Annotated in this window: 17 protein-coding genes; 8 read left to right on the top strand and 9 right to left on the bottom strand. The window is 65.2% G+C overall.

Annotation, left to right across the window (positions count from 1 at the left end; all coding sequences use genetic code 11):
• Positions 1-5 precede the first annotated feature (5 nt).
• The 3 genes from panC to F7R19_RS06025 form a co-directional block, all read right to left on the bottom strand.
• Complete coding sequence (gene panC / locus F7R19_RS06015; protein WP_150979647.1) at positions 6-848, bottom strand: pantoate--beta-alanine ligase; 843 nt, start codon at positions 846-848, stop codon at positions 6-8.
• A 177-nt stretch (positions 849-1,025) separates the two neighbouring features.
• The gene (locus F7R19_RS06020) at positions 1,026-1,931 is read right to left on the bottom strand and encodes a segregation and condensation protein A (RefSeq protein ID WP_150979648.1); all 906 of its coding nucleotides are present in this window, start codon (positions 1,929-1,931) and stop codon (positions 1,026-1,028) included.
• 31 nt (positions 1,932-1,962) lie between these two features.
• Positions 1,963-2,154: a DUF3460 family protein gene (locus F7R19_RS06025; RefSeq protein ID WP_150979649.1), complete on the bottom strand. Its 192-nt coding sequence runs from the start codon at positions 2,152-2,154 to the stop codon at positions 1,963-1,965.
• A gap of 217 nt (positions 2,155-2,371) precedes the next feature.
• Here F7R19_RS06025 and F7R19_RS06030 point away from each other — a divergent pair, with 217 nt between their 5' ends.
• From F7R19_RS06030 to bamE, 3 genes are all read left to right on the top strand, one after another.
• Positions 2,372-4,204: an autotransporter assembly complex protein TamA gene (locus tag F7R19_RS06030; RefSeq protein WP_150979677.1), complete on the top strand. Its 1,833-nt coding sequence runs from the start codon at positions 2,372-2,374 to the stop codon at positions 4,202-4,204.
• Positions 4,204-8,340 (top strand): translocation/assembly module TamB domain-containing protein, encoded by a 4,137-nt coding sequence (locus tag F7R19_RS06035; protein WP_150979650.1) that lies wholly within the window; start codon positions 4,204-4,206, stop codon positions 8,338-8,340. The genes F7R19_RS06030 and F7R19_RS06035 overlap by 1 nt, the downstream gene beginning before the upstream one ends.
• Before the next feature lie 62 nt (positions 8,341-8,402).
• On the top strand, positions 8,403-8,951 hold the full coding sequence (gene bamE, locus F7R19_RS06040) for an outer membrane protein assembly factor BamE domain-containing protein (protein WP_150979651.1): 549 nt from the start codon (positions 8,403-8,405) through the stop codon (positions 8,949-8,951).
• A gap of 75 nt (positions 8,952-9,026) precedes the next feature.
• Here the strand turns inward: bamE and metG are convergent, their stop codons facing one another.
• Positions 9,027-11,090 carry a methionine--tRNA ligase gene (gene metG / locus F7R19_RS06045; RefSeq protein WP_150979652.1) on the bottom strand — a complete coding sequence of 688 codons (2,064 nt, stop codon included), beginning with the start codon at positions 11,088-11,090 and terminating at the stop codon, positions 9,027-9,029.
• 322 nt (positions 11,091-11,412) lie between these two features.
• Positions 11,413-12,048 (bottom strand): OmpA family protein, encoded by a 636-nt coding sequence (locus F7R19_RS06050; RefSeq protein ID WP_061952689.1) that lies wholly within the window; start codon positions 12,046-12,048, stop codon positions 11,413-11,415.
• Between the two features lie 365 nt (positions 12,049-12,413).
• On the opposite strand from F7R19_RS06050, the gene apbC reads away from it, so the two are divergent.
• The 4 genes from apbC (at position 12,414) to F7R19_RS06070 (ending at position 17,533) form a co-directional block, all read left to right on the top strand.
• Positions 12,414-13,502, top strand: a complete 1,089-nt coding sequence (gene apbC / locus F7R19_RS06055) for an iron-sulfur cluster carrier protein ApbC (RefSeq protein ID WP_061952687.1) — start codon at positions 12,414-12,416, stop codon at positions 13,500-13,502.
• Positions 13,503-13,645: 143 nt separating this feature from the next.
• Positions 13,646-14,224 carry a superoxide dismutase family protein gene (locus F7R19_RS06060; RefSeq protein WP_061952685.1) on the top strand — a complete coding sequence of 193 codons (579 nt, stop codon included), beginning with the start codon at positions 13,646-13,648 and terminating at the stop codon, positions 14,222-14,224.
• 303 nt (positions 14,225-14,527) lie between these two features.
• The gene (gene dcd / locus F7R19_RS06065) at positions 14,528-15,094 is read left to right on the top strand and encodes a dCTP deaminase (RefSeq protein WP_061952683.1); all 567 of its coding nucleotides are present in this window, start codon (positions 14,528-14,530) and stop codon (positions 15,092-15,094) included.
• A 174-nt stretch (positions 15,095-15,268) separates the two neighbouring features.
• Positions 15,269-17,533 carry an arginine/lysine/ornithine decarboxylase gene (locus F7R19_RS06070; RefSeq protein ID WP_061952681.1) on the top strand — a complete coding sequence of 755 codons (2,265 nt, stop codon included), beginning with the start codon at positions 15,269-15,271 and terminating at the stop codon, positions 17,531-17,533.
• A gap of 95 nt (positions 17,534-17,628) precedes the next feature.
• On the opposite strand, the gene F7R19_RS06075 is transcribed toward F7R19_RS06070, so the two are convergent.
• From F7R19_RS06075 to ppc, 4 genes are all read right to left on the bottom strand, one after another.
• Entirely contained in the window at positions 17,629-19,362 is a 1,734-nt protein-coding gene (locus F7R19_RS06075; RefSeq protein ID WP_061952679.1) for a TRAP transporter large permease, read from the bottom strand.
• Entirely contained in the window at positions 19,359-19,901 is a 543-nt protein-coding gene (locus tag F7R19_RS06080; protein ID WP_061952677.1) for a TRAP transporter small permease subunit, read from the bottom strand. The genes F7R19_RS06075 and F7R19_RS06080 overlap by 4 nt, the downstream gene beginning before the upstream one ends.
• Positions 19,902-20,075: 174 nt before the next feature.
• A complete protein-coding gene (argH, locus tag F7R19_RS06085) occupies positions 20,076-21,485 on the bottom strand; it encodes an argininosuccinate lyase (protein ID WP_061952675.1) in 1,410 nt (469 codons plus the stop codon).
• A 241-nt stretch (positions 21,486-21,726) separates the two neighbouring features.
• Complete coding sequence (gene ppc, locus F7R19_RS06090; protein ID WP_150979653.1) at positions 21,727-24,735, bottom strand: phosphoenolpyruvate carboxylase; 3,009 nt, start codon at positions 24,733-24,735, stop codon at positions 21,727-21,729.
• A gap of 162 nt (positions 24,736-24,897) precedes the next feature.
• On the opposite strand from ppc, the gene hemC reads away from it, so the two are divergent.
• A complete protein-coding gene (gene hemC, locus F7R19_RS06095) occupies positions 24,898-25,893 on the top strand; it encodes a hydroxymethylbilane synthase (protein WP_150979654.1) in 996 nt (331 codons plus the stop codon).
• Positions 25,894-25,895 lie beyond the last annotated feature (2 nt).

The following is a 25,895-nucleotide window of genomic DNA, read 5'->3' on the forward strand; positions in this document are numbered from 1 at the left end:
CACGGTCAGATTTCGAGATTGTCGATCAGTCGCGTATTGCCGAGCTTCGCGGCGCTTAGCACGACGAGCGGCTCGCCGGCGGCGAATTCTTCTCGCGTCGGCGCTTGCAGGTTGCTGCGCTTGCGGATCGACACATAATCCGGCTGCCAGCCGCGCGCCTGCAGGCGCGCCACGGCGTCGGCCTCCACCTTCAGCAGATCGAGGTTGCCATTGCCCAGCACGGTGTCGCGCACTTCGTGCAGCGTCTTGTAGAGCATCGGCGCCTCGGCGCGTTCGGCCTGCGCCAGATAGCGGTTGCGCGACGACAGCGCCAGGCCGTCGTCGGCGCGCACGGTCTCGGCCGGAATGATGTCCACGGGTAGCGCGAACTGGTTGGCCATGCGCCGCACGATCATCAACTGCTGGTAATCCTTCTTGCCGAACACGGCCACGCGCGGCTGCACGCAGCAGAACAGCTTCATCACCACCGTGCAGACGCCCTTGAAGAAGCCGGGACGGAACTCGCCTTCGAGGATGTCGCCCAGGTCGTGCGGCGGCTCGACGCGGTATTCCTGCGGCTCCGGGTACATATCCGCCTCGGTGGGCGCGAATAGCACGTACACGCCTTCTCTTTGCAGCTTTTCGATGTCGTCCTGCAGCGTGCGCGGATATTTGTCGAAATCCTCGTTCGGGCCGAACTGCAGGCGATTGACGAAGATCGACGCCACCACCGGGTCGCCATGCTGGCGCGCCAGACGCATCAGCGACAGATGGCCTTCATGCAGATTGCCCATGGTGGGGACGAACGCCACGCGGTTTTGCCCGCGCAACTGGTCCCGCAACTCCTGGATGGAAGAAATGACTTTCATGAATGTGGTGTGCGGTCGTGGTAGGAGCCTGCCCGCTGCCATGGGACAAGGCGGACGGCGCGCCGGACTCTATGAAAAGACGTTGGCCGGCTGTCGGCGGATTGTAGAGCATCCGCGCGGCTTCATGCCCGCCCGGGCGCCGGGAAATTGACCGCGATTGTCCGCCCTGCGGAACGATCAGGCCGGCGTGTACGCCAATCGCACATAAATCGGTGCGAACGGCTCGGCCTGCGTGATTTCCACCAGCGATTCGCGCGACAACTCCAGCATGGCAATGAAGTTCACCACCACCACGGGCACACCCTTGCCGGAGCGGATGGCGTCTTCGAAGAGTTCGCTGAACTCCATGAAGCGGGCGTGCTGCAGGCGCCGCAGGATCTGCGTCATGTGCTCGCGCACGGACAGTTCCTCGCGCGAGATCTTGTGGTGCTGGTTGAGCTTGGCGCGCTTGAGCACGTCGGCCCACGCCGATTGCAGGTCGATCGTCTCCACTTCGGGGAAACGCGGCGCCAGACTCTGCTCGATATAAACCTGCGAACGCAGGAAATCGCGGCCGAGTTGCGGCACGGTTTCCAGCCGCTGCGCTGCCAGCTTCATCTGCTCGTATTCCAGCAGGCGGCGCACCAGTTCGGCACGCGGATCCTCGGCTTCCTCGTCGCTGTCGGCTTTCTTCACCGGCAGCAGCATGCGCGACTTGATCTCGATAAGCATCGCCGCCATGAGCAGGTACTCGGCGGCCAGTTCCAGGTTGGTCCTGCGGATCTGATCGACGTACGAGAGATACTGGCGCGTCACCTGGGCCATCGGAATGTCCAGGACGTTGAAGTTTTGCTTGCGGATCAGGTACAGCAGCAGATCGAGCGGGCCCTCGAACGCTTCCAGAAACACTTCGAGCGCATCGGGCGGGATGTACAGGTCTTGCGGCAGCTTGAACAGCGGCTCGCCGTACAGGCGCGCGAACGCCATGCCGTCGACCATGTCGGCGGGATTGGTGCCGCCGCCGGCCGGCGCCACGCTGGGCAACGGTACCGGCAGGGTCAGCTTGTCCTGCGCGGCGGGCTCCAGCGGGTCGCTCGGGTGCATTGGGGAGTGTCCGGGAGGGCGGGGCGGGCGATCAGTTGTCGGACGAGTAGACGTACGGCTTCTGGGCCACGCGCGATGCGTTGGCGCGGGCGCGCTCTTCCAGGTCGATCGGGGCCTTGTCCCACAACAGGCCGCGGCCTTCGCGCTGTTCTTTCTCCAGCGACGGGCGCTCCTGCTTCAGTGTCTTCAAGAACTGCGTGATTTCGGATTCGTACATGGCCATGGTGAAACCTGTGCCCTGGGGGCGGCGTTGGGGATGACGGGTCAGGATTTTACCGTATCGGCAAGGCGAGCTGCGGGCGGTCGCCGGCGAATCCTGAATTTTGCTCGTGCGATGGCCTTGGGCCGTCGGTGGTGTGGTCAAATAGCGACTTGATTTTGGACCGCAAGGACGGATGACGATCGCTTTGGACCGCACGGCCGCACAGCTCGGCGCCGCCATGGCACACCGCATCGCGCTGGGTGTCGGACGGCTTGCGCGCGCCGGTCGGTTTGGCGCAGTCCGGGTCGTGGCGATCGCGCTGCTGGTGCCGCTGCTGATCGGCATGCCCGGCGCCCACGCGGCGAAGGCCGCCTACAAGGTCGAGATCGACGCCCCCAAGGCGCTCAAGGACATCCTCGAGGAACATCTCGATCTTGCGCGCTACGCCACGCGCACCGATATGTCCGAAGACCAGTTCCACTACATGGTGGAAACCGTCGGCGATCAGGTGCGCCAGTTCGCGTCGACCGAGGGCTGGTTCGATCCGACCACCAAGGCCACTGTGGAAGGCGAGGGCGCCGATCGCGTGGTGAAGATCGTGGTGGACGCCGGCGCGCGCACGCTGATCCGCCGCGTGGACGTCGGTGTAAGCGGTCCCGCCGCCACGCAGTCCCCCGAACAGGTGGCCGAGATGCGCACGAAGTGGGGGCTGCCCGAAGGCAATCCGTTCCGTCAGGCCGACTGGGACAAGGCCAAGGAAGACGCGCTGGTCCAGTTGCAGAGCAAAAGTTACTACGGCGCCAAACTGTCCTCCTCGCAGGCGCGCGTGGAGCCCGACGAGCGCGCGGCGGACCTGAGCGCAAAGTACGACAGCGGTCCGGCCTATGTGCTGGGGCCGGTCGAGATCGAAGGCACGCGCCGCTATCCGCAACGGATCATCGAGAACGTCAATCCGCTGCGCGAAGGCGAGCCCTATCGCGTGGAGCGGCTGCTCGAATTCCAGCGCGCGATCCAGAATCAGCCCTATTTTTCGAACGTCCAGGTCGATCTCGAGGAGCCGCCGCCCGCCGAGTCGGCCGAGGCCGCGGCGCAGCGGCAGACCGTCACCGCGCCCGTGCGCGTCAAGGTGCGCGAATATCCGACGCATCGGCTCAGTTCCGGCGTTGGCTACACCACCGATACCGGTGCGCAGGTGGAAGGCCGTTATTCGTACTACAACCTGTTCAATCGCGCGTGGGTGTTCGATTCCCAGGCGCGCATCGAGCAGAAGCGCCAGTATGCGTTTGTGGAAACCGCGATGCCGCCCGATTCGCGCACATTCCGCAACAGCCTCTACAGCAGCTATGAGCGGACCATCGATATCGAAAGCACCGATGTCACGAGCTACCGTGCCGGCCTGAAACGCTCCCGCTCGCGCGAGAAATACGATACGACGGTCTCGCTCGATTTCTACTACGACAAGCTGGTGCCCTACGGGCAGGCAGCGCAGTACTCGAAGGCGCTCGTGCCGGCATTTGCGTGGGCGCGGCGCGATGTCGACAACCCGGTGTTCCCGCGCCGCGGCAACGTCATCACCACGCAGATCGGCGTGGCCGGCAAGGGCCTGCTCAGCGATGCCACGTTCCTGCGCCTGTATGGGCGCATTCGGCAGTACGTTCCGGTCGGCAACCGCGACCTGTTCGTCGCGCGGCTGGAGCTTGGCGCCAACATCACGTCGAACGATCCGGCGTTGATTCCGGCGTCGCTGCGCTTTCGCGCCGGCGGCACCGACTCGATCCGCGGCTACAGCTACCAGTCGATCGGCACGCCCAACGGCGCCAGCGTGCTGCCCGCGCGATTCCTGGGCACCGGCAGCCTCGAATACCAGCACTGGTTCAAGCCCGAGTGGGGCGCGGCGGTGTTCTGGGACATGGGCACGGCCAGCAACAACCTCGACGGCGTGAAGATCTATCACGGCGTGGGCGTGGGCGCGCGCTGGCGCAGTCCGGTGGGGCCGGTGCAGCTCGACATCGGCTACGGCATCCAGCAAAAGCAGTTCCGCCCGCATATCTCGCTTGGGGTGGCGTTCTGATGAACATGCCCGATATGCCGCCGATGCCGCGCGAGAGCGGCGACACTCCGCGCCAGCCGCCGCGCAGGCGCCGCCGCGTGTGGAAGGCGCTGGCGTGGATTGTCGGCGTGATGCTGGTGCTGGTGATCGCGCTGGTCGTCACCGCCGTGGCCGCGCTGCGCACCGAATCCGGTACGCGGCACCTGTGGAATCTGGCGACGCGGCTGTCGGCCGGCACGCTGGCCGGCAAGCTCGACGGCGGCACCGTCGCCCACGGATTGCGGCTGCGCGATGTGGTGTTCGCCAGCGGCGACACGCATGTGACGATCGATCGCGTCGACGCTCGGTGGCAGATGTCTTGGTCGCCCACGCGGCTGCATGTGGAATGGCTGCGCCTGGGCAAGATCGACGCCAGGCTGCCGGCGTCGCCGCCGAGCACCGAGCCGGCGCGCATGCCGGCGTCGCTGGAGCTGCCGCTGGCCGTCGATGTCGATGTGCTGACGATTGCCGAATTGTCGTGGCTGCAGGGGCCGCCGGCGACCTCGAGTCCGATCGTGCTTTCGGACCTTTCCGGCGCGCTGCACAGCGATGGGCTGCGCCACCGCGTGGTGATCGACAAGCTGGCGACGCCCTACGGCAAGCTGCAGGCCAATGCGCAGATTGCTGGCCAGACGCCGTTTGCCCTGTCGGCAGAGGCATTGCTGGAGGGCCAATGGAAAGATGAGTCGTATGCGGTGTCGGCCACCGCCAGCGGATCGCTCGATGCGCTGCACGCCGCGCTCGAAGCCAACGGCGACCGGATCCGCGCGCGCGCCAATGCCGATGTCACACCGTTCGGCAAGGTGCCGTTCACGCATCTGGTCGTCGACGGTGAACGCATCAATCCGCGCTTGTTCAGCGCGTCGGCGCCCCAGGCCAACCTGACCGTGCACGCCGAATTACGGCCCGTCGATGCGGTGCCGCCGCCGCCCCGGGTGGCCGCGCCAAAGCCCGGCGAATCGACGGCCAGCGCGGTAGCTGCCGCATCGGCGGCCTCGGCTTCCGCGCCGGTGCCCAAGCCCGCCGCGCCGACGCAGCATCCGCTGGCCGTTGCCGGCGAGGTGATGGTGCGCAACCTCGATCCTGGTCCGATCGACAAGGAGCGCCTGCCCGTACATAGCGTGCAGGCACGCGTCGAATTGAGCGAGATGACCCAGACCGTGCGCGATCTGCGCATCGCCCTGCCGGGCAAGGCGGAGATCGTCGGGCAAGGCACCATGCAAGAAGGTCGCGGCGGATTCGATCTCGACGTGCGCCGCCTCGATGTGGCCGCGCTGTATACGAGTCTGGTGCCGACCAATCTGTCCGGGCCCGTCATCCTGAGGCTGGAACCGGGCCGCCAAAGCGTGGCGCTCGATGTGGCCGGTGGCGAGCTCAAGCTGTTTGCCGACGCCAGTGTCAACCAGGATGCGGTCACGCTGTCGGCACTGCGCGCGGGGCTCGGCAAGGGCACGTTGAATGCCGAAGGCAAGCTCGGGCTCAAGGACCAGCAGGCGTTCGATTTCAAGGGCAAGCTCGCCAACTTCGATCCGTCGCGACTGGCCAAGGTGGCGCCGGGCCGCATCAATGCCGATTTCTCGGCCCGCGGGTCGCTGGCGAAGGTGCTGCGCGTGGCGTTGGACTTCGCGTTGAATGAAAGCGAATACGCCGGATTGCCGATGACCGGCAACGGCAAGGTGCGCGTGGAGGGCGAGCGCCTGATGCCTAGCGAGGCGTCGCTGCTGATGGCGGGCAACCAGGTGAACCTGAAAGGCAGTTTTGGCGCGCGCGGCGATCGCCTCAAGGTGAACATCGACGCGCCGCAACTGGATCGGCTCAAATTCGGTGTGGGCGGTCGCGCCCGCGTCGATGCGGAGATTTCCGGCACGCTCAAGCGGCCCGAGGTGGTTGGCGACTACGCCGCGCAGGCGCTGGTGATCGGCCCGCACAAGGTGGCCAGCGCGTCCGGCCATGCGGAGCTGCGCGGCGGGCTGGACGGCACGCTGTCGGCGCAACTGTCGGCGCGCGACTACCAGGGGCCGCAGGCCAGCATCCGCACGCTTGATGCGACCCTGGCCGGCACGCAGGCCAATCACACCTTCGATGCCAAGGCGGCGGGCACCATGAACGGCCGGCCGTTGCAACTGGCGCTGGCAGGTCAGGGCGCGTGGCGCGGCGAGCAGGGCTGGAGCGGCACCATCCGCACGCTGGAAGAGCGCAGCACGGTGAATCTGCGGCTGGCCGCGCCGACGACGCTCACGGTAGCCAACCAGCGCATCCAGCTGGGCCAGGCGCGAATCGTGTTCGACCGCGCGAACATGACCATCGACGGCTTCGATTTCGATCACGGTCGCATCCGCACACAGGGCAATTTCAGCGGCGTACAGGTGCTGCATATCCTCGAATTGATGGAAACCGTGACCGGCGAGAAGCAGCCGGTGCGCTCTGATCTGGTGCTCGACGGCAACTGGAACCTGAATCTTGCCGAGACGGCAAGCGGGTTTGCCGAGATCCGCCGCCGCAGCGGGGACGCCTCGGTCAACGCCGGGCGCGGCTGGACATCGCTCGGCCTGGGCGACACCCGGCTGCGCGCCGAGTTCAGCGGCAATCGTGTCACGCTGCGCGGCGGCACGTCGGCGCAGCGAATCGGTAAGCTGGCAATCGATGCCTCGGCTGGGCTGATCAGTGAACAGGGCCTGCTGACGGTCGGGCCGGCGTCGACGCTAGGCGGCACCTTCAGCGCCGACATCCCGCAGTTGAAAGCGCTGGAAGCGCTGAGCGGGCCGCAATACGCGCTGGAAGGCAGGCTCGCGGCCCAGTTGCAGCTTGGCGGCACCGTTGGCAATCCGCTGCTGACCGGATCGATCGATGGCAGCGGCATCGGCGTCACGCTGTTCGACCTGGGCATCCGCCTGACCGACGGCGTGGTGCAGGTGGCGCTCGACCAGAACACCGTGGAACTGAAGCAGGTGCGCTTCCGCGGCGGCGATGGCACGCTGACGGCCACCGGTGCGGTCAAGCTTGGGGAGACCGATCCCAACATCACCGGCAAGATCGTGGCCGACAAGCTGCAATTGTTCGCGAGCCCCGAGCGCACGCTGGTGGTATCGGGCGAGGCCGGCATCGCCAACGAAAACCGCCAGATCGCCATCCGCGGCAAGTTCCGCGTCGATCGCGGCCTGTTCGATCTGCCCAAGGCCGGCGCGCCGGTGCTGGGCGACGACGTGGTGGTGGTACGCCGCAGCGACCAGCGCGAGGTCAAGACGGCGGCCACGCCCGTGGTGCCGGAATCCAAGCCGGCGAGCCGCTTCAGCCCGCTGATCGACGTCACGATCGACCTCGGCGACAACTTCCGCTTCCGCGGCGCGGGCGCCGATATCCTGTTGGCGGGCCAGCTCGGCATCAAGAGCGAGCCGCTGTCGCCGATGCGCGCGACGGGCACGGTGCGGGTGGTCGATGGCACCTACGAAGCGTTCGGCCGCAAGCTCGAGATCGAACGCGGCGTGATCAACTTCAACGGCCCGGTCGACAATCCCAACATGAATATCCGTGCCATGCGCCGCAATCAGGAAGTGGAAGCCGGCGTGGAAGTGACCGGCACCGTGCGGTTGCCGCGCGTGCGGCTGGTGTCGGAGCCGAACGTGCCCGATGAGGACAAGCTGTCGTGGCTGATGTTCGGTTATGGCGCCGAAAGCGCCGGATCGAGCCAGCAGCGTCAGCTCAGCGCAGGCGCGCTCGGCGGCGCGGCGCTGGGCATGATCGGCGGCAAGGCCGGCAAGAGCGTGGTGTCCCATTTCGGCATCGACGAGTTTTCGATCGGTCCCAGCACGGCGGGCCTGAATGACCAGCAGGTGGTCAGCATCGGCAAGGCCGTGTCGGACAAGATTTCCGTGGGCTACGAGCAAAGCCTGACGTCGGCATCGAACGTGGTGAAACTGACCTATGCGTTCTCGCGGCGCTGGTCGTTGATCGCCAAGGGCGGGTCGATCAACGGGCTTTCCGTGCTGTTCAACCGCCGATTCAACAACTGGAGTACGCTGTTTTCCAGCGGCCCGAACCGGCGTGCAAGCGACGGCGCTGGCGCAACCGCCGATGCCAGCGCGCCGGCCGGCGATCCGGTGGAGGCCATCAAGCGATGAAACCGATGTCGAACCGATTCAACCTGCGATTTACGGAAGCGTCCAGGAGACGCCTTGCTGCCATGGGAATGCTTGCAAGCCTGCTTGCGCTGTTCGGATGCGATCAGCAGAAAGTGGACGAAGCCATGAAGAAGGCCGGCAACGTCGCGCGCGATACGTGGAACAGCGTGAAGCCGGACAGCCAGCTGTTCAAGGGCATCGAGATCGGCAAGTCCACCGAGGACGATGTGCGACGCCAGGCCGGCAAGCCGGAAATCGTCTGGGAAGAGCCGGACGGCGGCCGGCGGCTCGAATATCCGCGCGGGCCGGAGGGCGCCACTACGTGGATGGTGACGACCAATGCGGACGGCACGGTGCGGACGATCGAGCAGGTGCTGACGGCCGAGAGTTTCGCCAAGGTGCGTCCGGGCATGAACAAGGACCAGATCCGCCGCATGCTGGGCAAGCCCACCAAGGTGGAAGCGTTCCGGCTCAAGCAGGAAGAGGTGTGGGGCTATCGCTGGTTCGAAAGCCCGACCGACCGGGCCTTTTTCAACGTGCATTTCAACAACGAAGGCATCGTCACGACCACCTCGCGCAGCGACGATCCGTCGAAACGGCAGGGCGGCTAGCCCCGCGGCGACGCATAAAAAAACGCCGGCGGCCATTGAGGCCCCGGCGTTTTTTGTGGGCGCAGGACGCTGCGATCAGCGGATGCGCATGCCCGGCACCGCACCGCTGTGCGGCTCCAGGATGTAGAGGCCCGGGTTGGCCTTTTCATCGGCGGCCGACGCGGCCAGCACCATGCCTTCGGACATGCCGAACTTCATCTTGCGCGGCGCCAGGTTGGCCACCACCACGGTCAGCTTGCCGACCAGCTGTTCGGGCGTGTAGGCCGACTGGATGCCCGAGAACACGTTGCGCGTCTTGCCTTCGCCCAGATCGAGCGTCAGTTGCAGCAGCTTGTTCGAGCCTTCCACCTTGTTGCAGGCGACGATCTTCGCCACGCGCAGGTCGATCTTCGCAAAGTCGTCGATCGTGATGGTTTCGCCGATCGGCTCGATCGATGCAGCCGCGCTGTCGCCGGCGGGCGCGGCGGCTTGCAGCGATTCCTTGTTGGCCGCCAGCAGCGCGTCGATCTGCTTGGTGTCCACGCGCGTCATCAAGTGCTGGTACGGCTGGATCGGACGGTCGGCGGACAGCTGGCGGTCGATGGCGCGCCAGTCGAACGGATCGACATTGAGGAAGCGCTCCACGCCGGCCGCAAGCTCCGGTACGACCGGCTTCAGATAGACGGTCAGTAGGCGGAACGCCTCGAGCGAAACCGAGCACGCCGCGTGCAGCGCATCGCGCTTGCTTTCGTCCTTGGCCAGTTCCCACGGCTTGTTGGTATCGACAAACGCGTTCACCGTGTCGGTCAGTTCCATCACCAGGCGCAGCGCCTTGCTGTATTCGCGGCCTTCGTAGAACGCGGCCACCTGCGGCGCGGCCTGGCGCAGTTGCTCCAGCAGCGGATGTGCCAGCGCCGCCTCGTTGACCTTGCCGTCGAAGCGCTTGACCAGAAAGCCTGCGGCGCGGCTGGCGATGTTCACATACTTGCCGATCAGGTCGCTGTTCACGCGGGCGACAAAGTCATCCAGGTTCAGGTCCAGATCTTCCATGCTCGCATTGAGCTTGGCCGCGAAGTAGTAGCGCAGCCATTCCGGATTCATGCCGGTGTCGATATAGCTCTGCGCGGTGATGAACGTGCCGCGCGATTTGCTCATCTTGGCGCCGTCGACGGTCAGGAAGCCGTGCGCAAACACGTTGGTCGGCGTGCGGTAGCCCGAGAACTTCAGCATCGCCGGCCAGAACAGCGTGTGGAAGTACAGGATGTCCTTGCCGATGAAGTGGTACTGCTCGGCGGTCGAATGCGGGCCTACCCAGGCGTCGAAATCGATGCCGCGTTTGGCCGCGAGGTTCTTGAAACTGGCGTAGTAGCCGATCGGCGCGTCGAGCCAGACATAGAAATACTTGCCCGGCGCGCCCGGGATCTCGAAGCCGAAGTACGGCGCATCGCGCGAGATGTCCCAGTCGGACAGCGTCGACGCTTCGCCCTCGGCGCCGAGCCATTCCTGCATCTTGTTGCTGGCTTCGGGCTGCGCCAGATCGCCGACCCATTCGCGCAGGAACGTTTCGCAGCGCGGATCGGACAGCTTGAAGAAGAAGTGCGTCGACGACTTGCGCACCGGCGTGGCGCCGGACACTACCGAATACGGGTTCTTCAGGTCGGTCGGCACGTAGGTGGTGCCGCACACTTCACACGAATCGCCGTACTGGTCCTTGGCGCCGCACTTCGGGCATTCGCCCTTGATGAAGCGGTCCGGCAGAAACATGTTCTTGACCGGATCGTAGAACTGTTCGACGTCGCGCTCGGCAATCAGGTCCTGATCCTTGAGCGCGAGGTAGATTTTTTCGCAGAGTTCGCGGTTTTCCTCGGCGTCGGTGCTGTAGTAGTTGTCGAAAGACACCAGAAAGCTGTCGAAATCGCGCTTGTGCTCGGTCCAGACACGGTCGATCAGTTGCTTCGGGGTGATGCCTTCCTTTTCCGCGCGCAGCATCACAGGCGTGCCATGGGTATCGTCAGCGCCGACGTAGTAGACCTCGTTGCCCATCATTCGCTGAAAACGAACCCAGATGTCGGTCTGGATGTATTCCACCAGATGGCCGATGTGGATCTGTCCGTTGGCGTACGGCAGGGCGGAGGTAACAAGAATGCGGCGTGCGGTCATGAAAAGAGCCGTTCAGAGGGTGGAATGCGGGCGGCGGCGGCGGCCGGCGCCAGGGGGAAACGGCTATTTTAGCAAGTGCACTCGCTGAGTGCTCGATTCGGGACCGAATGGGCCGCAATGTCGTCGAATTGGCGGCACGAAGCGTGCGATCGACGATCGATCGGCGGCAATTTGATGCAAATCGGCCAAAAAAAAGCGCCGGTTGGACACCGGCGCAGCTTTCCACAACGGAAAAGGAGGAGAAATCAGGCACCGCCCGGGAGGTCAGCCACCTATCGCGAGCCAGCAACGGTGGCAAGCGGTACCTGAACTCTATGACTGATCACCCCGAAATTGGTTTCAAGAAAATTTCAACGCGACGATTTTGGGCGCGTCCGGCCTCGGTGGCGTTGTCCGCCACGGGCTGCGTCTGGCCCCGGCCCTCGGCGCTCAGGCGGTTGCGTGCCACGCCGCGGTCACCCAGGTAACCGGCCACGCTCTGGGCGCGGCGCTGCGACAGTTGCATGTTGTAGCTCGGGTTGCCGGTGCTGTCGGTATGGCCTACCACGTTGGCCGAGACGTCCTGGTGCTGGCCCAGCGTCTGGGCGACTTGATCCAGCACGGTGCGGAACGACGGCTTGATCGTGGCGCTGTCGGTATCGAAAGTCACCTGGCTCGGGATGTTGACCTTGAGCGAGCCGTCCGGCTGCTCGGTGATCTGCGTGCCGGTGCCCGCCGTGTCCTTGTTCAGCTTGCCCCGGATCGCGTTCCAGTTGTAGCCGGCAGTGCCGCCCAGCGCGCCGCCCACGGCCGCGCCGACCAGCGTGCCAGTGGTGTTACCGCCGATCAGGTTGCCAAGGCCTGCGCCGACCGCCGCGCCAACGCCGGTACCGACTGCGGTATGGGTTTGCTGTTCGGTGGCGCAACCGGCCAGGGCCGCTGCGGCCACGATCGAGACGGTGACGAGCTTGAAGTTCATGCTTTCTCCTTGCGGTGAGACCCGTAAATGTTTTGCCAACGGCATGTCGCATGGTAACGCCAGCCGCACGTTGGCGGACAAGCTGCGACAAAGTTTCATGGTTACGTCTGAAAACGCTAAGTTCGACCCGTCAGATGACAGTTGCGATGACAGGTCGTCCGCGCTTGGCGCACTACAATATGGATATGGCGCTACGCGCACAAGCGCAAGAATGTGAGAAATGTAAATGTCTGTAATCACCCACTTGGCGTGGGGGCATCGGCGGCGAAGGCGGCGCACGGCGCGCCCGGCCTGCTACTGTGTTCGGACTTTGCTACATTACGCGCCTTGTCATCCCACACCCATTTCCGAAAGCGGAGTCTGTCTTGAGCCTCACCATTGAACAGGTAACCGAAGTGCTGCGCACCGTGATCGATCCCAACACGGGCAAGGACCTCGTGTCCACGCGCTCGGCGCGCAACGTGCGTGTGGACGGCGGTAACGTTTCCGTCGAAGTGGAGCTTGGTTATCCTGGCAAGAGCCAGTTCGACCTGATCCGCAACCTCGTGATCGACGCCGTGCGTCCGCTGGCGGGCGTGACCAACGTCAGCGTGGCCGTGACGATGAAGATCGTCGCTCACGCCGTGCAACGGGGCGTCAAGCTGCTGCCGGGCGTGCGCAACGTGATCGCCGTGGCGTCGGGCAAGGGCGGGGTCGGCAAGTCCACCACCGCGGTGAACCTGGCCCTGGCGCTGGCTGCCGAGGGCGCGCGCGTCGGCATGCTCGACGCCGACATCTACGGGCCGAGCCTGCCGATGATGCTTGGCATCAGCGGTCGTCCGGAGTCGACCGACGGCCAGACCATGGCGCCGCTGGAAGGCCACGGCCTGCAGGCCAATTCGATCGGCTTCCTGATCGAGCAGGACAACCCGATGGTGTGGCGCGGGCCGATGGTGACGTCGGCACTGGAACAACTGCTGCGCCAGACCAACTGGAACGACCTCGACTACCTGATCGTCGACATGCCGCCGGGCACCGGCGACATCCAGCTGACGCTATCGCAGAAGGTGCCCGTCACGGGCGCCGTGATCGTGACCACGCCACAGGACATCGCGCTGCTCGACGCGCGCAAGGGCCTGAAAATGTTCGAAAAGGTCGGCATCCCGATCCTCGGCATCGTCGAGAACATGGCCGTCTATTGCTGCCCGAACTGCGGCCATACCGAGCATATCTTCGGCGCCGGTGGGGCGCAGAAGATGAGCGCCGACTACCATGTGGACGTGTTGGGCAGCTTGCCGCTGAACCTGTCGATCCGCGAGCAGGCCGATTCCGGCCGGCCCACCGTGGTGGCCGATCCCGACGGCCCGATCGCCGCGATCTACCGCGAGATGGCGCGCAAGGTGGCGATCAAGGTCGCCGACAAGGCGCGCGACATGACCAACAAATTCCCGAGCATCGTGGTCCAGAACACCTGAGCCGGCGAAAAATCCGCACCTGTCCGACATTGCCGCAGTCGACACCTGACCTACAATCCCCACGGCAGGCGTCGCACTCACTCGCGTTCGCCGGCGCTCATCGAGCTGCGCCGGCGCTCACAAGCAAAAAAGGGAGGAATGGCATGAAACGTGTAACTTTCGGCCTGGCGGCCGTGGCAATGGGCGCCGCGGTCCTGACGGCGGGATGCGCGAACTGGGGCAAGCAGACAACCAGCGAGGCACCGGCCGGCGCCACGATGGCTGCCTCCGGCGCGACCAGGGCCACGGCTACGCTGGCGCCCAAGAGCGGGACCAGCACCGCGGGGCGCGTCACGTTCGAACAGCAATCGGGCGGCGTCATGGTGGTGGTTGCGGTTACGGGGCTGCCGCCGGGCACCCAGCATGGTTTCCACATCCATGAGAAGGGCGATTGCTCGGCCCCCGACGCGATGAGCGCGGGCGGTCATTTCAACCCGAGCGGCCGGCCGCATGGCCAGATGTCGATGCCGGACCACCATGCCGGCGACATGAACAACCTGACCGCCGATTCGGCCGGCAACGCGCGCGCGCAGTTCGTGATGCCGGACGTCACCGTTGGGCCGGGGGCGAACAGCGTGGTGGGCCGCGCCGTGGTGGTTCACAAGGATCCGGACGACTATCGCACCCAGCCAACCGGCAATTCTGGCGGACGCATCGCCTGCGGCGTGATCGCCGCGTCGTAGGCGGGGTCCTGCGGGCCGGGCTGTCGAGGCCGATGGAACAGCGGGAGCGAGTGCGCCGGGTCGATCCCTGTGCGCCGCCCCGACACTCGGCCGGCAGCGTGTCCCGCATCCGGCAACGGATTGCGCCCCAGATCCCGCATCGAATCCCAGGCCGCCACCCGCTTGTCCTCCCGCCATCCCGCACCGCGGCAACCACGCCGCCAACGGGCGCGGGCGCCGCGCGGATTGGTTGTACAATGCGCCCCAATCAAGCGGCGTGCCCGGTATGGCCGGCCAGCCGTCCGTCCATACTGCCACTCCTATATGAGCATCAAATCCGACAAGTGGATCCGCCGCATGGCGGAGCAGCACGGCATGATCGAACCGTTCGAGCCCGGCCAGGTACGGGAATCGGATGGCCGCAAGATCGTCTCGTATGGCACGTCGAGCTACGGCTACGATATCCGCTGCGCCGACGAATTCAAGATCTTTACGAATATCAACAGCACGATTGTCGATCCGAAGAATTTCGACGAGAAGTCGTTTGTCGATTTCAAGGGCGACGTCTGCATCATTCCGCCGAACTCGTTCGCGCTGGCCCGCACGATGGAGTACTTCCGTATTCCGCGCAGCGTGCTGACGATCTGCCTGGGCAAGAGCACCTACGCCCGTTGCGGCATCATCGTCAACGTGACGCCGTTCGAGCCCGAGTGGGAAGGCTACGTCACGCTGGAGTTTTCGAACACCACGCCGCTGCCCGCCAAGATCTACGCGGGCGAGGGCTGCGCGCAGGTGCTGTTCTTCGAGAGCGACGAGATCTGCGAAACCTCGTACGCGGACCGTGGCGGCAAATACCAGGGCCAGCACGGCGTCACGCTGCCCAAGACCTGACGATCTGTCATCGTCTCGCATTAGAATGCCGGCGTCTCAAGCACGCCGGCGGCGCGCCGGGGCCGACCCGGTCCGCGCCAGACCTGACGAACGAGCCACATGCCGCCGCTGCGGGGAACCTTCCGCCGGCCATGTGGCTCAAGTCTTTCCAAGCCTTCTCATCAAGGATGCCCGATGAAATTCCGCTTCCCTGTCATCATCATCGATGAAGACTTCCGCTCCGAGAACATTTCCGGCTCGGGCATTCGCGCGCTGGCCGAGGCCATCGAGCGCGAAGGCATGGAAGTGATGGGCCTGACCAGCTACGGCGATCTGACGTCGTTCGCCCAGCAGTCCAGCCGGGCCTCGACGTTCATTGTGTCGATCGACGACGACGAATTCGTGCGCGCCGACGACCAGCCCGAGGCAGCCGCCATCGAGAAACTGCGCGCGTTCGTCAACGAAGTGCGCCGCCGCAACTCGGATCTGCCGATCTTCCTGTACGGGGAGACGCGCACTTCGCGCCATATCCCGAACGACATCCTGCGCGAGCTGCACGGCTTCATCCACATGTTCGAGGACACGCCGGAATTTGTGGCGCGCCACATCATCCGCGAAGCCCGCGTCTATCTCGATTCGCTTGCGCCGCCGTTCTTCAAGGCGCTGATCGACTACGCGCAGGACAGCTCGTATTCGTGGCACTGCCCCGGCCACTCGGGCGGCGTGGCGTTCCTGAAGAGCCCGGTCGGACAGGTATTCCACCAGTTCTTCGGCGAAAACATGCTGCGCGCCGACGTCTGCAATGCGGTCGAGGAACTTGGCCAACTGCTGGACCATACCGGGCCGGTGGCTGCGTCAGAGCGCAACGCGGCGCGCATCTTCAATTCGGACCACATGTTCTTCGTGACCAACGGCACGTCGACGTCGAACAAGATGGTCTGGCACGCCAACGTGGCGCCGGGCGATATTGTGGTGGTGGACCGCAACTGCCACAAGTCGATCCTGCACGCGATCATGATGACCGGCGCGATTCCCGTGTTCCTGATGCCGACGCGCAACCATTACGGCATCATCGGCCCGATCCCCAAGAGCGAATTCGATCCCGAGACGATCCGCAGGAAGATCGCCGCGCATCCGTTCGCCAGCAAGGCGAAGAACCAGAAGCCGCGCATCCTGACGATTACGCAGGGCACGTACGACGGCGTGCTCTACAACGCCGAGCAGATCAAGGAAATGCTCGCGTCGGAAATCGACACGCTGCACTTCGATGAAGCATGGCTGCCGCACGCGGCGTTCCACGATTTCTATCGCAACATGCACGCGATCGGCCGCGATCGCCCGCGCAGCAAGGATGCGCTGGTGTTCGCCACGCAATCGACGCACAAGCTGCTGGCCGGCTTGTCGCAGGCGTCGCAGATTCTTGTGCAGGATTCCGAGACGCGCAAGCTGGATCGCTATCGTTTCAACGAGGCGTACCTGATGCACACCTCGACCAGCCCGCAGTACTCGATCATCGCCTCGTGCGACGTGGCCGCCGCGATGATGGAAGCGCCGGGCGGCACCGCGCTGGTCGAGGAAAGCATCCAGGAAGCGCTCGATTTCCGCCGCGCGGTGCGCAAGGTGGAAGCCGACTACGACGTGGCCAACAACGGCGACTGGTGGTTCAAGGTGTGGGGTCCGGACACGCTGGCCGAAGACGGCATGGGCGAGCGCGAGGACTGGATGCTCAAGGCCAACGAGCGCTGGCACGGCTTTGGCGATCTCGCCGATGGCTTCAACCTGCTGGACCCGATCAAGGCGACGCTGATCACGCCGGGACTCGATGTGGATGGCGAGTTCAGCGAACGCGGCATTCCGGCGGCCATCGTCACCAAATACCTGGCCGAGCACGGCATCATCATCGAGAAGACGGGCCTCTACTCGTTCTTCATCATGTTCACCATCGGCATCACCAAGGGCCGTTGGAATTCGCTGGTGACCGAGCTGCAGCAGTTCAAGGACGATTACGACCAGAACCAGCCGCTATGGCGCGTGCTGCCGGAATTCGTCGCCAAGTATCCGCAATACGAACGCATGGGCCTGCGCGATCTTTGCGATGCGATCCACAGCGTCTACAAGGCCAACGATGTGGCGCGCGTGACCACGGAGATGTATCTGTCCGACATGGAGCCGGCGATGAAGCCGTCCGATGCTTGGGCAATGATGGCGCACCGCGAGATCGAGCGCGTGCCCGTGGACGAACTGGAAGGCCGCGTCACCGCGATCCTGCTCACGCCGTATCCGCCGGGCATTCCGCTGCTGATTCCGGGCGAACGCTTCAACCGCACGATCGTGCAGTACCTGAAGTTCGCGCGCGAATTCAACAAGCTGTTCCCGGGCTTCGAGACCGACATCCACGGCCTGGTGGAAGACGAGATCGACGGCCAGTCGGCGTATTTCGTGGACTGCGTGAAGCAATAAACGGCGAGGGCGGCGTGCGGTGAATCCGCACCTCGCCGCGCATGGCAGAAGGGCACCCGATGGGTGCCCTTTTCGTTTGCCGGCGATCCTCCGCCTTACTTGCTCTTGTCGAACTGGAATTGCGGCGCGGCCGGCTCGCTCGATTCGGTGGCGCTGCCGGGCAGCTCCAGCGTGCCGGGGGTCGATGCCGGCCCCCCGGGCTTGCCGTCGCCGTCCTGCCCGCCAAGCGGGATGCTGACCTCCGCGGCGTTGCTGTGCTTGAGCGATCCCTTGTCGAGGAACGCCGTCACCATGCCCGGCCAGAACATCACCAACAGCACCATCACCAGTTGCAGGCCTACCCAGGGCAGCGCGCCCCAGTAGATGTCCGAACTTTTCACTTCCTTCGGCGCGATGCCGCGCAGGTAGAACAGCGCAAAGCCGAACGGCGGATGCATGAACGAGGTCTGCATGTTCACGCACAGCATCACGCCAAACCAGACCAGCGCAGCGGTGGCCGCGGCTTCCGGGTTGCCGCCCATCGAATCCGCCACCACCGGCGCCAGCACCTTGACCGCGACCGGCGCCAGCATCGGCACCACGATAAACGCGATCTCGAAGAAGTCCAGGAAGAACGCCAGGAAGAAGATGAACAGGTTCACCACGATCAGGAAGCCGATCCAGCCGCCCGGCAGCGAGGTGAACAGATGCTCCACCCACGCGCCGCCGTCGACGCCCTGGAACACCACCGAAAAACAGGTCGATCCGATCAGGATGAACACCACCATCGCGGTGATGCGTGCGGTGGACTGGTAGGCATCGACGATCAGCAGGCGCAGGTCGGTCAACTGGCCGGCGCGGATCAGCAGCCAGAGCACCACCAGATAGGCGACGGCCAGCGGAATGCGGAACAGGTGCGAACCGAACGCGAACACGCCGACCGCTGCGGCGATCAGCGTGGCAGCGATGCCGACGCGATAGATGTTGCGGTCGACCCGGTTGAAGCCCTTGTCGCGCAGGACCGCCAGCACCAGCGCGCCCACGGCGCCCATCGCGCCCGATTCGGTCGGCGTGGCGATGCCCAGCATGATCGTGCCCAGCACCAGGAAGATCAGCACCGCGCAAGGGATGATGCCGCGCAGGCATTTGGCCCACAACGCCCAGCCGCGCAGCGTGCGCGCCTCGGCCGGCACCGGCGGCAGCCAGTCGGGTTTGATGCGCGTCAGCACAAATGTGTACAGCGCGAACAGCGCGATCTGGACCACCGAGGGGCCCCACGCGCCGAGGTACATGCTGCCGACATCGGCACTGCCGGCCGGCGTCTTGAGCTGGTCGGCCAGCACCACCAGCACCAGCGACGGCGGCACCAGTTGCGTGATCGTGCCCGATGCGGCCAGCACGCCCGTGGCGTACTTCATGTTGTAGCGGTAGCGCATCATCACCGGCAGCGAGATCATCGCCATGGCAATCACCTGCGCGGCCACCGTGCCGGTGATCGCGCCCAGAATGAAGCCGACGATGATCACCGAATACCCGAGCCCGCCGCGCACGGGCCCGAACAGCTGGCCCATCGAGTCGAGCATGTCCTCGGCGAGCCCGCATTTTTCCAGGATCGCACCCATGAAGGTGAAGAACGGGATGGCCAGCAGCAACTCGTTAGCCAGCACGCTGCCGAACACGCGGCTGGGCACGGCCTGCAGGAACTGCATCGGGAAGTAGCCCCACTCGATGGCCAGGAAGCCGAAGGCGAGGCCCACCGCGGAGAGCGAGAACGCGACCGGAAAGCCGATCAGCATGAACACCACCAGGCCGCCGAACATCAGCGGCGGCATATATTCCAATGGAATCATTGCACCGGCCTTTCGTATTTCGATTCGATGCGCACCAGCCCCTTGAGGGCGGCAAAGCGCTTGATCAGTTCGGAAATCCCCTGCAACGTCAGCAGGGCAAAGCCGATGGGCACCACGAGCTTGATCGGATAGCGCGGCAGACCGCCCGAATTTCCCGATTGCTCAAGAATGCGCCACGAAGGCAGGAACAGCGATTCCCACGACAGCCATGTGAACAGGATCGTGGACGGCAGCAGGAAGACCACGATGCCGAAGATGTCGATCCAGTGCTGGGCGCGCTCGGACACGTTGCCGTAGATCAGGTCCACGCGCACGTGCTCGTTGCGCTGGAACGTGTACGACGCGCCAAACATCACCGCGATGGCAAACATGTACCACTGCAGTTCCAGCGGCCAGTTGTCGCTAAGGTTGAAGCCGTATCGAAGCAGGGCGTTGCCTGCGCTGATCAGGCACGACAGCAGGATCATGATGTTTGCAAGCCTGCCCGTGTGCTGATTCAACCTGTCGATCTGTCGTGACAGACCAAGCAAGTAGTTCATGGGTTGTCTCCCCCGTTTTTTGCGCCGATCAGTGTATCTGTAACAATTTTTATCGGCGCTAGGGGATTCTCCTAGCGGCACGGCAAATCGGCGCGATCCGGCCGAAGTTTCAAAGAAAAAGCCGCCAGGGCCGATGGCCTGGCGGCTTTTTTACGACATTGGCTTACGCGAAACTTACAGCGTCTTGCGGGCGGCGGCGATGGCGGCGCGCACCTGGTCGGGCGCCGTGCCGCCAATATGATTGCGCGATGCGACCGAACCCTCCAGCGTCAGCACGCTGTGCACGTCGTCGCCGATCAGCGCGGCCTTGTCGCCCAGACCCGATACCTCGCGCAGTTGTTCCACGCTCAGATCGGCCAGGTCGCACTGGCGGTCGTCGCAGGCGCGCACCGCATGGGCCACGGCTTCGTGGGCGTCGCGGAACGGCAGGCCGCGCTTGACCAGGTAGTCGGCCAGGTCGGTGGCCGTGGCGTAGCCTTGCAGCGCCGCGGCGCGCATGGCGTCGGGCTTGACGCTGATGCCGGGCACCATATCGGCGAAGATGCGCAGCGTGTCCACCACGGTGTCGACCGTGTCAAACAGCGGTTCCTTGTCTTCCTGGTTGTCCTTGTTGTACGCCAGCGGCTGGCCCTTCATCAGCGTCAAGAGGCCGGTCAGATGGCCGTACACGCGGCCGGTCTTGCCGCGCGCCAGCTCGGGGACGTCCGGGTTTTTCTTCTGCGGCATGATCGAGCTGCCCGTGCAGAAGCGGTCGGCGATGTCGATAAAGCCGACGCGCGGGCTCATCCAGATCACCAGTTCCTCGCTGAAACGCGACACGTGCGTCATGATCAGCGAGGCGGCGGCGACGAATTCGATGGCGAAGTCGCGATCGGACACGGCGTCGAGCGAATTGCGGCACACGCCGTCGAAGCCCAGTTGCTGGGCCACGAATTCGCGGTCGATCGGATAGCTGGTGCCGGCCAGCGCGGCGGCGCCCAGCGGCAGGCGATTGACGCGGCGACGACAGTCGGCCATGCGCTCGGCGTCGCGCGTGAACATTTCCACGTAGGCCATGAGATGGTGGCCAAACGTCACCGGCTGCGCCACTTGCAGATGCGTGAAGCCCGGCAGGATCGTCGCGGCGTTCTTTTCGGCCAGATCGAGCAGCGCACCGCGCAGATCGCCCAGCAGCCCGATGATGTTGTCGATTTCACTGCGCAGCCACAGGCGGATATCGGTTGCCACCTGGTCGTTGCGCGAGCGGCCCGTGTGCAGGCGCTTGCCCGCGTCGCCCACCAGCGCGGTCAGGCGGGCTTCGATATTGAGGTGGACATCTTCCAGATCGAGCTTCCACTCGAACCCGCCGGCTTCGATTTCGCCGCGGATCTGCGTCATGCCGCGCTCGATCTCGGCGCGGTCGGCCTCGGCGATGATGCCCTGCTTGGCCAGCATGGCCGCGTGGGCCAGAGAGCCCTGGATGTCGAACAGCGCCAGGCGCTTGTCGAAGAAGACCGACGCGGTGTAACGCTTCACCAGGTCGGACATCGGTTCGGAGAAGCGGGCGGACCAGGCTTCGCCTTTCTTGGCAAGTTGGGAGGTCATGACAGGGGCAGGGCGCAAAATCGGAAACGGCGATTATATCGCCTGGCGTCCCCGGCAAGCGCCGTTCGTCGTGCCCCGCCCGTCCGGCGCGCCGCGGATTTCCGGAGCAGCCCGGATGGCGCAGGCTGGGCGGCGCGGTGGCACGCGACCTGCCAGACCTCGCGCCCGGCCGCCACTGCGCCGGCGTTCGCCCCGCGTCCGCACAGGCGGGCAGGGAGCGAAACCACCGATCCGGCACAAATCAGCCGCTGTTGCGCAGCCCGGCCGCTACCCCGTTGATCGTCAAGTGGATGCCACGCCGCACGCGCACGTCGTCGGCGTCCTTGCCGGCGCGGTAGCGCTTGAGCAGTTCCACCTGCAAGTGGTTGAGCGGATCGAGGTAGGCGAAGCGGTTCTTGATCGAGCGCGCCAGCAACGGGTTGTCCGCCAGACGCTCGGCGCGGCCGGTGATCAGCGCCAGCATGTCGCAGGTCAGGTGCCATTCCGTGCTGATGCGCGAGAACACTGTCTTGCGCAGCGCGGCGTCCTCGCACAGTGCGGCGTAGCGCGATGCCACGGCGAGGTCGGTCTTGGCCAGCACCATGTCCATATTGGACAGCAGCGTGCGGAAGAACGGCCAGGTCTTGACCATGCGCTTGAGCGTAGCGATCGTGGCCTTGCGCGCCTTGTCGTCCGCGGCGTCGTTCAACAGCGCCTGTACCGCGCTGCCAAAGCCGAACCAGCCCGGTAGCAGCAGGCGGCACTGGCCCCAGGAAAAGCCCCACGGAATGGCGCGCAGATCCTCGATGCGGCGATGCTTCTTGTCCATCAGCTTGCGCGATGCCGGACGCGAGCCGAGGTTCAGGTCGGCAATCTCGGTGATCGGCGTGGTGGCGAAGAAGTAGTCCTTGAAGCCCGGGGTTTCATAGACGAGGTTGCGATACGCCAGGAAAGCGCGGTCCGACAGCTGCTGCATGATCGCCTCGAACCCGGCCAGCCCATCCGGCGCGTTCTGGGTGGGCAGCAGCGAGGCTTCCAGCGTGGCGGCGATCACCGTTTCGAGATTGCGCCGGCCGATTTCGGAATTGGCGAACTTGCTATTGATGATCTCGCCCTGTTCGGTCAGGCGGATCTGCCCGTTCACGGTGCCGGGCGGCTGCGACAGGATGGCGTCGTACGTCGGACCGCCGCCACGGCCGACCGTGCCGCCGCGGCCATGGAACAGCCGCAGCGTCACGCGGCGTTCCTCGAACAGCTTCACCAGCGCCAGTTCGGCCTTATAGAGCTCCCAGTTCGACGTCAGGAAGCCGCCGTCCTTGTTCGAATCCGAATAGCCGAGCATCACTTCCTGCTCGACGCCGTGATGTTTGATCACCGAGTCGAAACCGGGCAGGTCGAGCAACGACTGCATGATGCCCGCCGCGTTGCGCAAATCCTCGATGGTTTCGAACAGCGGGATGACCATCAGCTCCATGCGCGCCGGATCGGACTTGCTGCCCAGAGTTCCGCGCAGCATGCCGGCCTCTTTCTGCAGCAGCATCACCTCGACCAGATCGGAAAGTGTCTCCGTGTGCGAGATAATGTAGTTGCGCGCCACGCGGTTGCCGTAGCGGGCGCGCAGTTCGCGGGCCATGTTGAAGATCGCCAGTTCGCTGCGCGTCTGCTCGGAATAGTCGTGCCAGGGCAGCGACAGCAGGCGCGGCTGGCGCAGTTCGGCGAGCAGCAGTTCCAGCTTGCGGTCTTCGGTCAGCGCGGCGTAATCGGCTTCGATGCCGGCCGCCTTGAACAGTTCGGCCACCACGGCTTCGTGCACGTCGGATACCTGGCGCATGTCCACCGACGCCAGGTGAAAGCCGAAAATCGCGATGGCGCGGGCCAGCGCGTCGATGCGGCCGCGCGCCAGCGCATCGCCGTGGTGCGAGCGCAGCGAATCGATGACGATCTCCACGTCCGCGGCAAACGCTTCGGCATTTTCGTACGGCGCTACGTCGGCGACCGGATGGCGCTGCGCCACATGACCGGTCAGGCGCGCCGTGGTGGCGGCCAGGCGGGCGTAGATGCCGATCAGCGCGCGGCGATACGGTTCGTCGGCGCGGTGTTCGGAATGGTCGGGCGACGCCTCGGCCAGCGCCAGCAGTTCGGGGCTGGCGTCGACCATCAGCGACGACAGCGGCAGCTCGGCGCCCAGCGCGTGCACTTCGTCGAGATACCACTGCATGATCAGCGTCGACTGCTGCTGCGCCGCATGCTGCAGCGTGTCGGCCGTGACGTTGGGATTGCCGTCGCGGTCGCCGCCGATCCATGAACCCATCTGCAGGAACGGCGCCAGCGGCGCAGGCGCGGCACCGGCGCGCGACTTGCGCGGGAAAACCTCGGCGATGTCCTCTTCCATTTCGGCCATCAGGCGCGGGATGCCGTGCAGGAACGTGGTGCGGTAATAGGACAGCGCGTTTTCGATCTCGTCGACCACCATCAGCCGCGTGTTGCGCAGCATGCGCGTCTGCCACAGCGTGGTCACGCGGGCGCGCAGTTGCGCCGTGTTGTGGTCGCGCTCGCGCGTGGTCATCGGCAAGTCGCGCTCGGCCAGCAGGCGGGCGATCTCGCGCTCGGCGTCGAGAATCGACTTGCGCTGGACTTCGGTCGGATGCGCGGTCAGCACCGGCATGATCAGCGCCTTGTCCAGGAAATCGCGCAACTGCTTGCCGGTCACGCCGGCGGCGTCGATGGCCTGCAGCGCGCGCGCCAGGCTGCCCGGCTGCGGCGGCGATCCGGCCAGCGCGTGCACGCGGCGGCGGCGGTTGTGGTGCTGGTCTTCGGCGATATTGGCCAGGTGCGAGAAATAGCTGAACGCCCGCACCACGGAATTGGTCTGGTCGCGCGACAGCCGCTTGAGCAGGCGGTCGAGTTCCATGCCGGCGGCGCGGTCGTTCTCGCGGCGGAAGCGCACCGCGGTCTGGCGGATCGTTTCCACCAGTTCGAAGGCGGCGTCGCCTTCCTGTTCGCGCACGCAATCGCCGAGCAGACGGCCCAGGAAGCGGATGTCCTCACGCAGCGGCAGGTCCTTGTCGGCACTGCGGCGCGCCGGGGCGCTGCTGGCGGCGTCGGGCGACACCACGGTCAGCTTCGGCTTGCCGGAGGCGGGCTGTACGGACGGGTTGCGGGGGGACTTGGGGGTGGCGCCGGTGCTGTCTTGCTGGCCTGAGGCTGGCGAAACTGACTTGCTGCCGGCCGAACGGGCACGGCCGGTGGGGCGCGCAGCAGGCTGCGTCATCAACTATCTCCTCGTATCACTGCGTTTTGTAGGTATCGAACACCGCACAGGTTTCATATGGCGTCGACCGGCGTCAATACCGCGCCGGAACGGCTGCTGCGGGGCTGGCAATTCGGGCTGCCGGGGGCGTGAAGCACAAAAGGTGCGTGCTAACATGCGCGCATGCAAGCACCCGCCCAACCGTCTTCCTTGTCCGCTGCAGCCTCGCGCAGCATGCCACGCAAGCTGGTCATCGCCTCGCGCGAGAGTCGGCTGGCAATGTGGCAGGCTGAACATGTGCGTGCTGCGTTGCAACAATACTATCCCCAGTGCGAAGTGTCCATTCTCGGCATGACGACACGGGGTGATCAAATTCTCGATAAGACTCTGTCCAAAGTAGGCGGCAAAGGTCTGTTCGTGAAGGAGCTGGAAGTCGCGATGGCCGAAGGCCGCGCGGACCTGGCGGTGCATTCGCTCAAGGATGTGCCGATGGAGTTGCCCGCAGGCTTCGCGCTGGCGGCGGTGATGGAACGCGAGGACCCGCGCGACGCGCTGGTGTCGGCACAATATGCCGCGCTCGACGACATGCCGCCCGGCACCGTGGTGGGCACGTCGAGCCTGCGCCGCGAAGCCGCACTGCGCGGCCGCTATCCACATCTCGTGATCAAACCGTTGCGCGGCAACCTCGATACCCGTCTGGGCAAGCTCGATCGCGGCGAATACGGCGCGATCATCCTGGCGGCTGCCGGTCTCAAGCGCCTGGGCCTGGGCAAGCGCATCCGCGCGCTGATCGAACCGGAGATTTCGCTGCCAGCCGCCGGCCAGGGCGCGCTCGGCATCGAGATCCGTGCGGATCGACCCGAATTGGCCGAATGGCTCGCGCCGCTGAATCATCAGCCGACCCTGCTGGCGGTCTGCGCCGAACGCGCGGTGTCGCGTCGACTTGGCGGTTCGTGCCAATTGCCGCTGGCCGCGCACGCCCGCTGGCGTGCCGACGCGCTTCAGCTCGATGCCTTTGTCGCGTTGCCCGACGGCACGCGCAACGTGCGCGCCCACGCCACCGTGCCGGTTGCCTCGTTGGCCGCCGCCGAGCAACTGGGCGCCGCCGTGGCCGGCGATCTGCTCGCGCAAGGCGCGGACGCCGTGCTGGCACAGCTTTCCACCGCAGGTCCCGCCTGAGG

Source organism: Cupriavidus pauculus (genome assembly GCF_008801835.1).
GTDB classification, from domain to species: Bacteria; Pseudomonadota; Gammaproteobacteria; order Burkholderiales; family Burkholderiaceae; genus Cupriavidus; species Cupriavidus pauculus.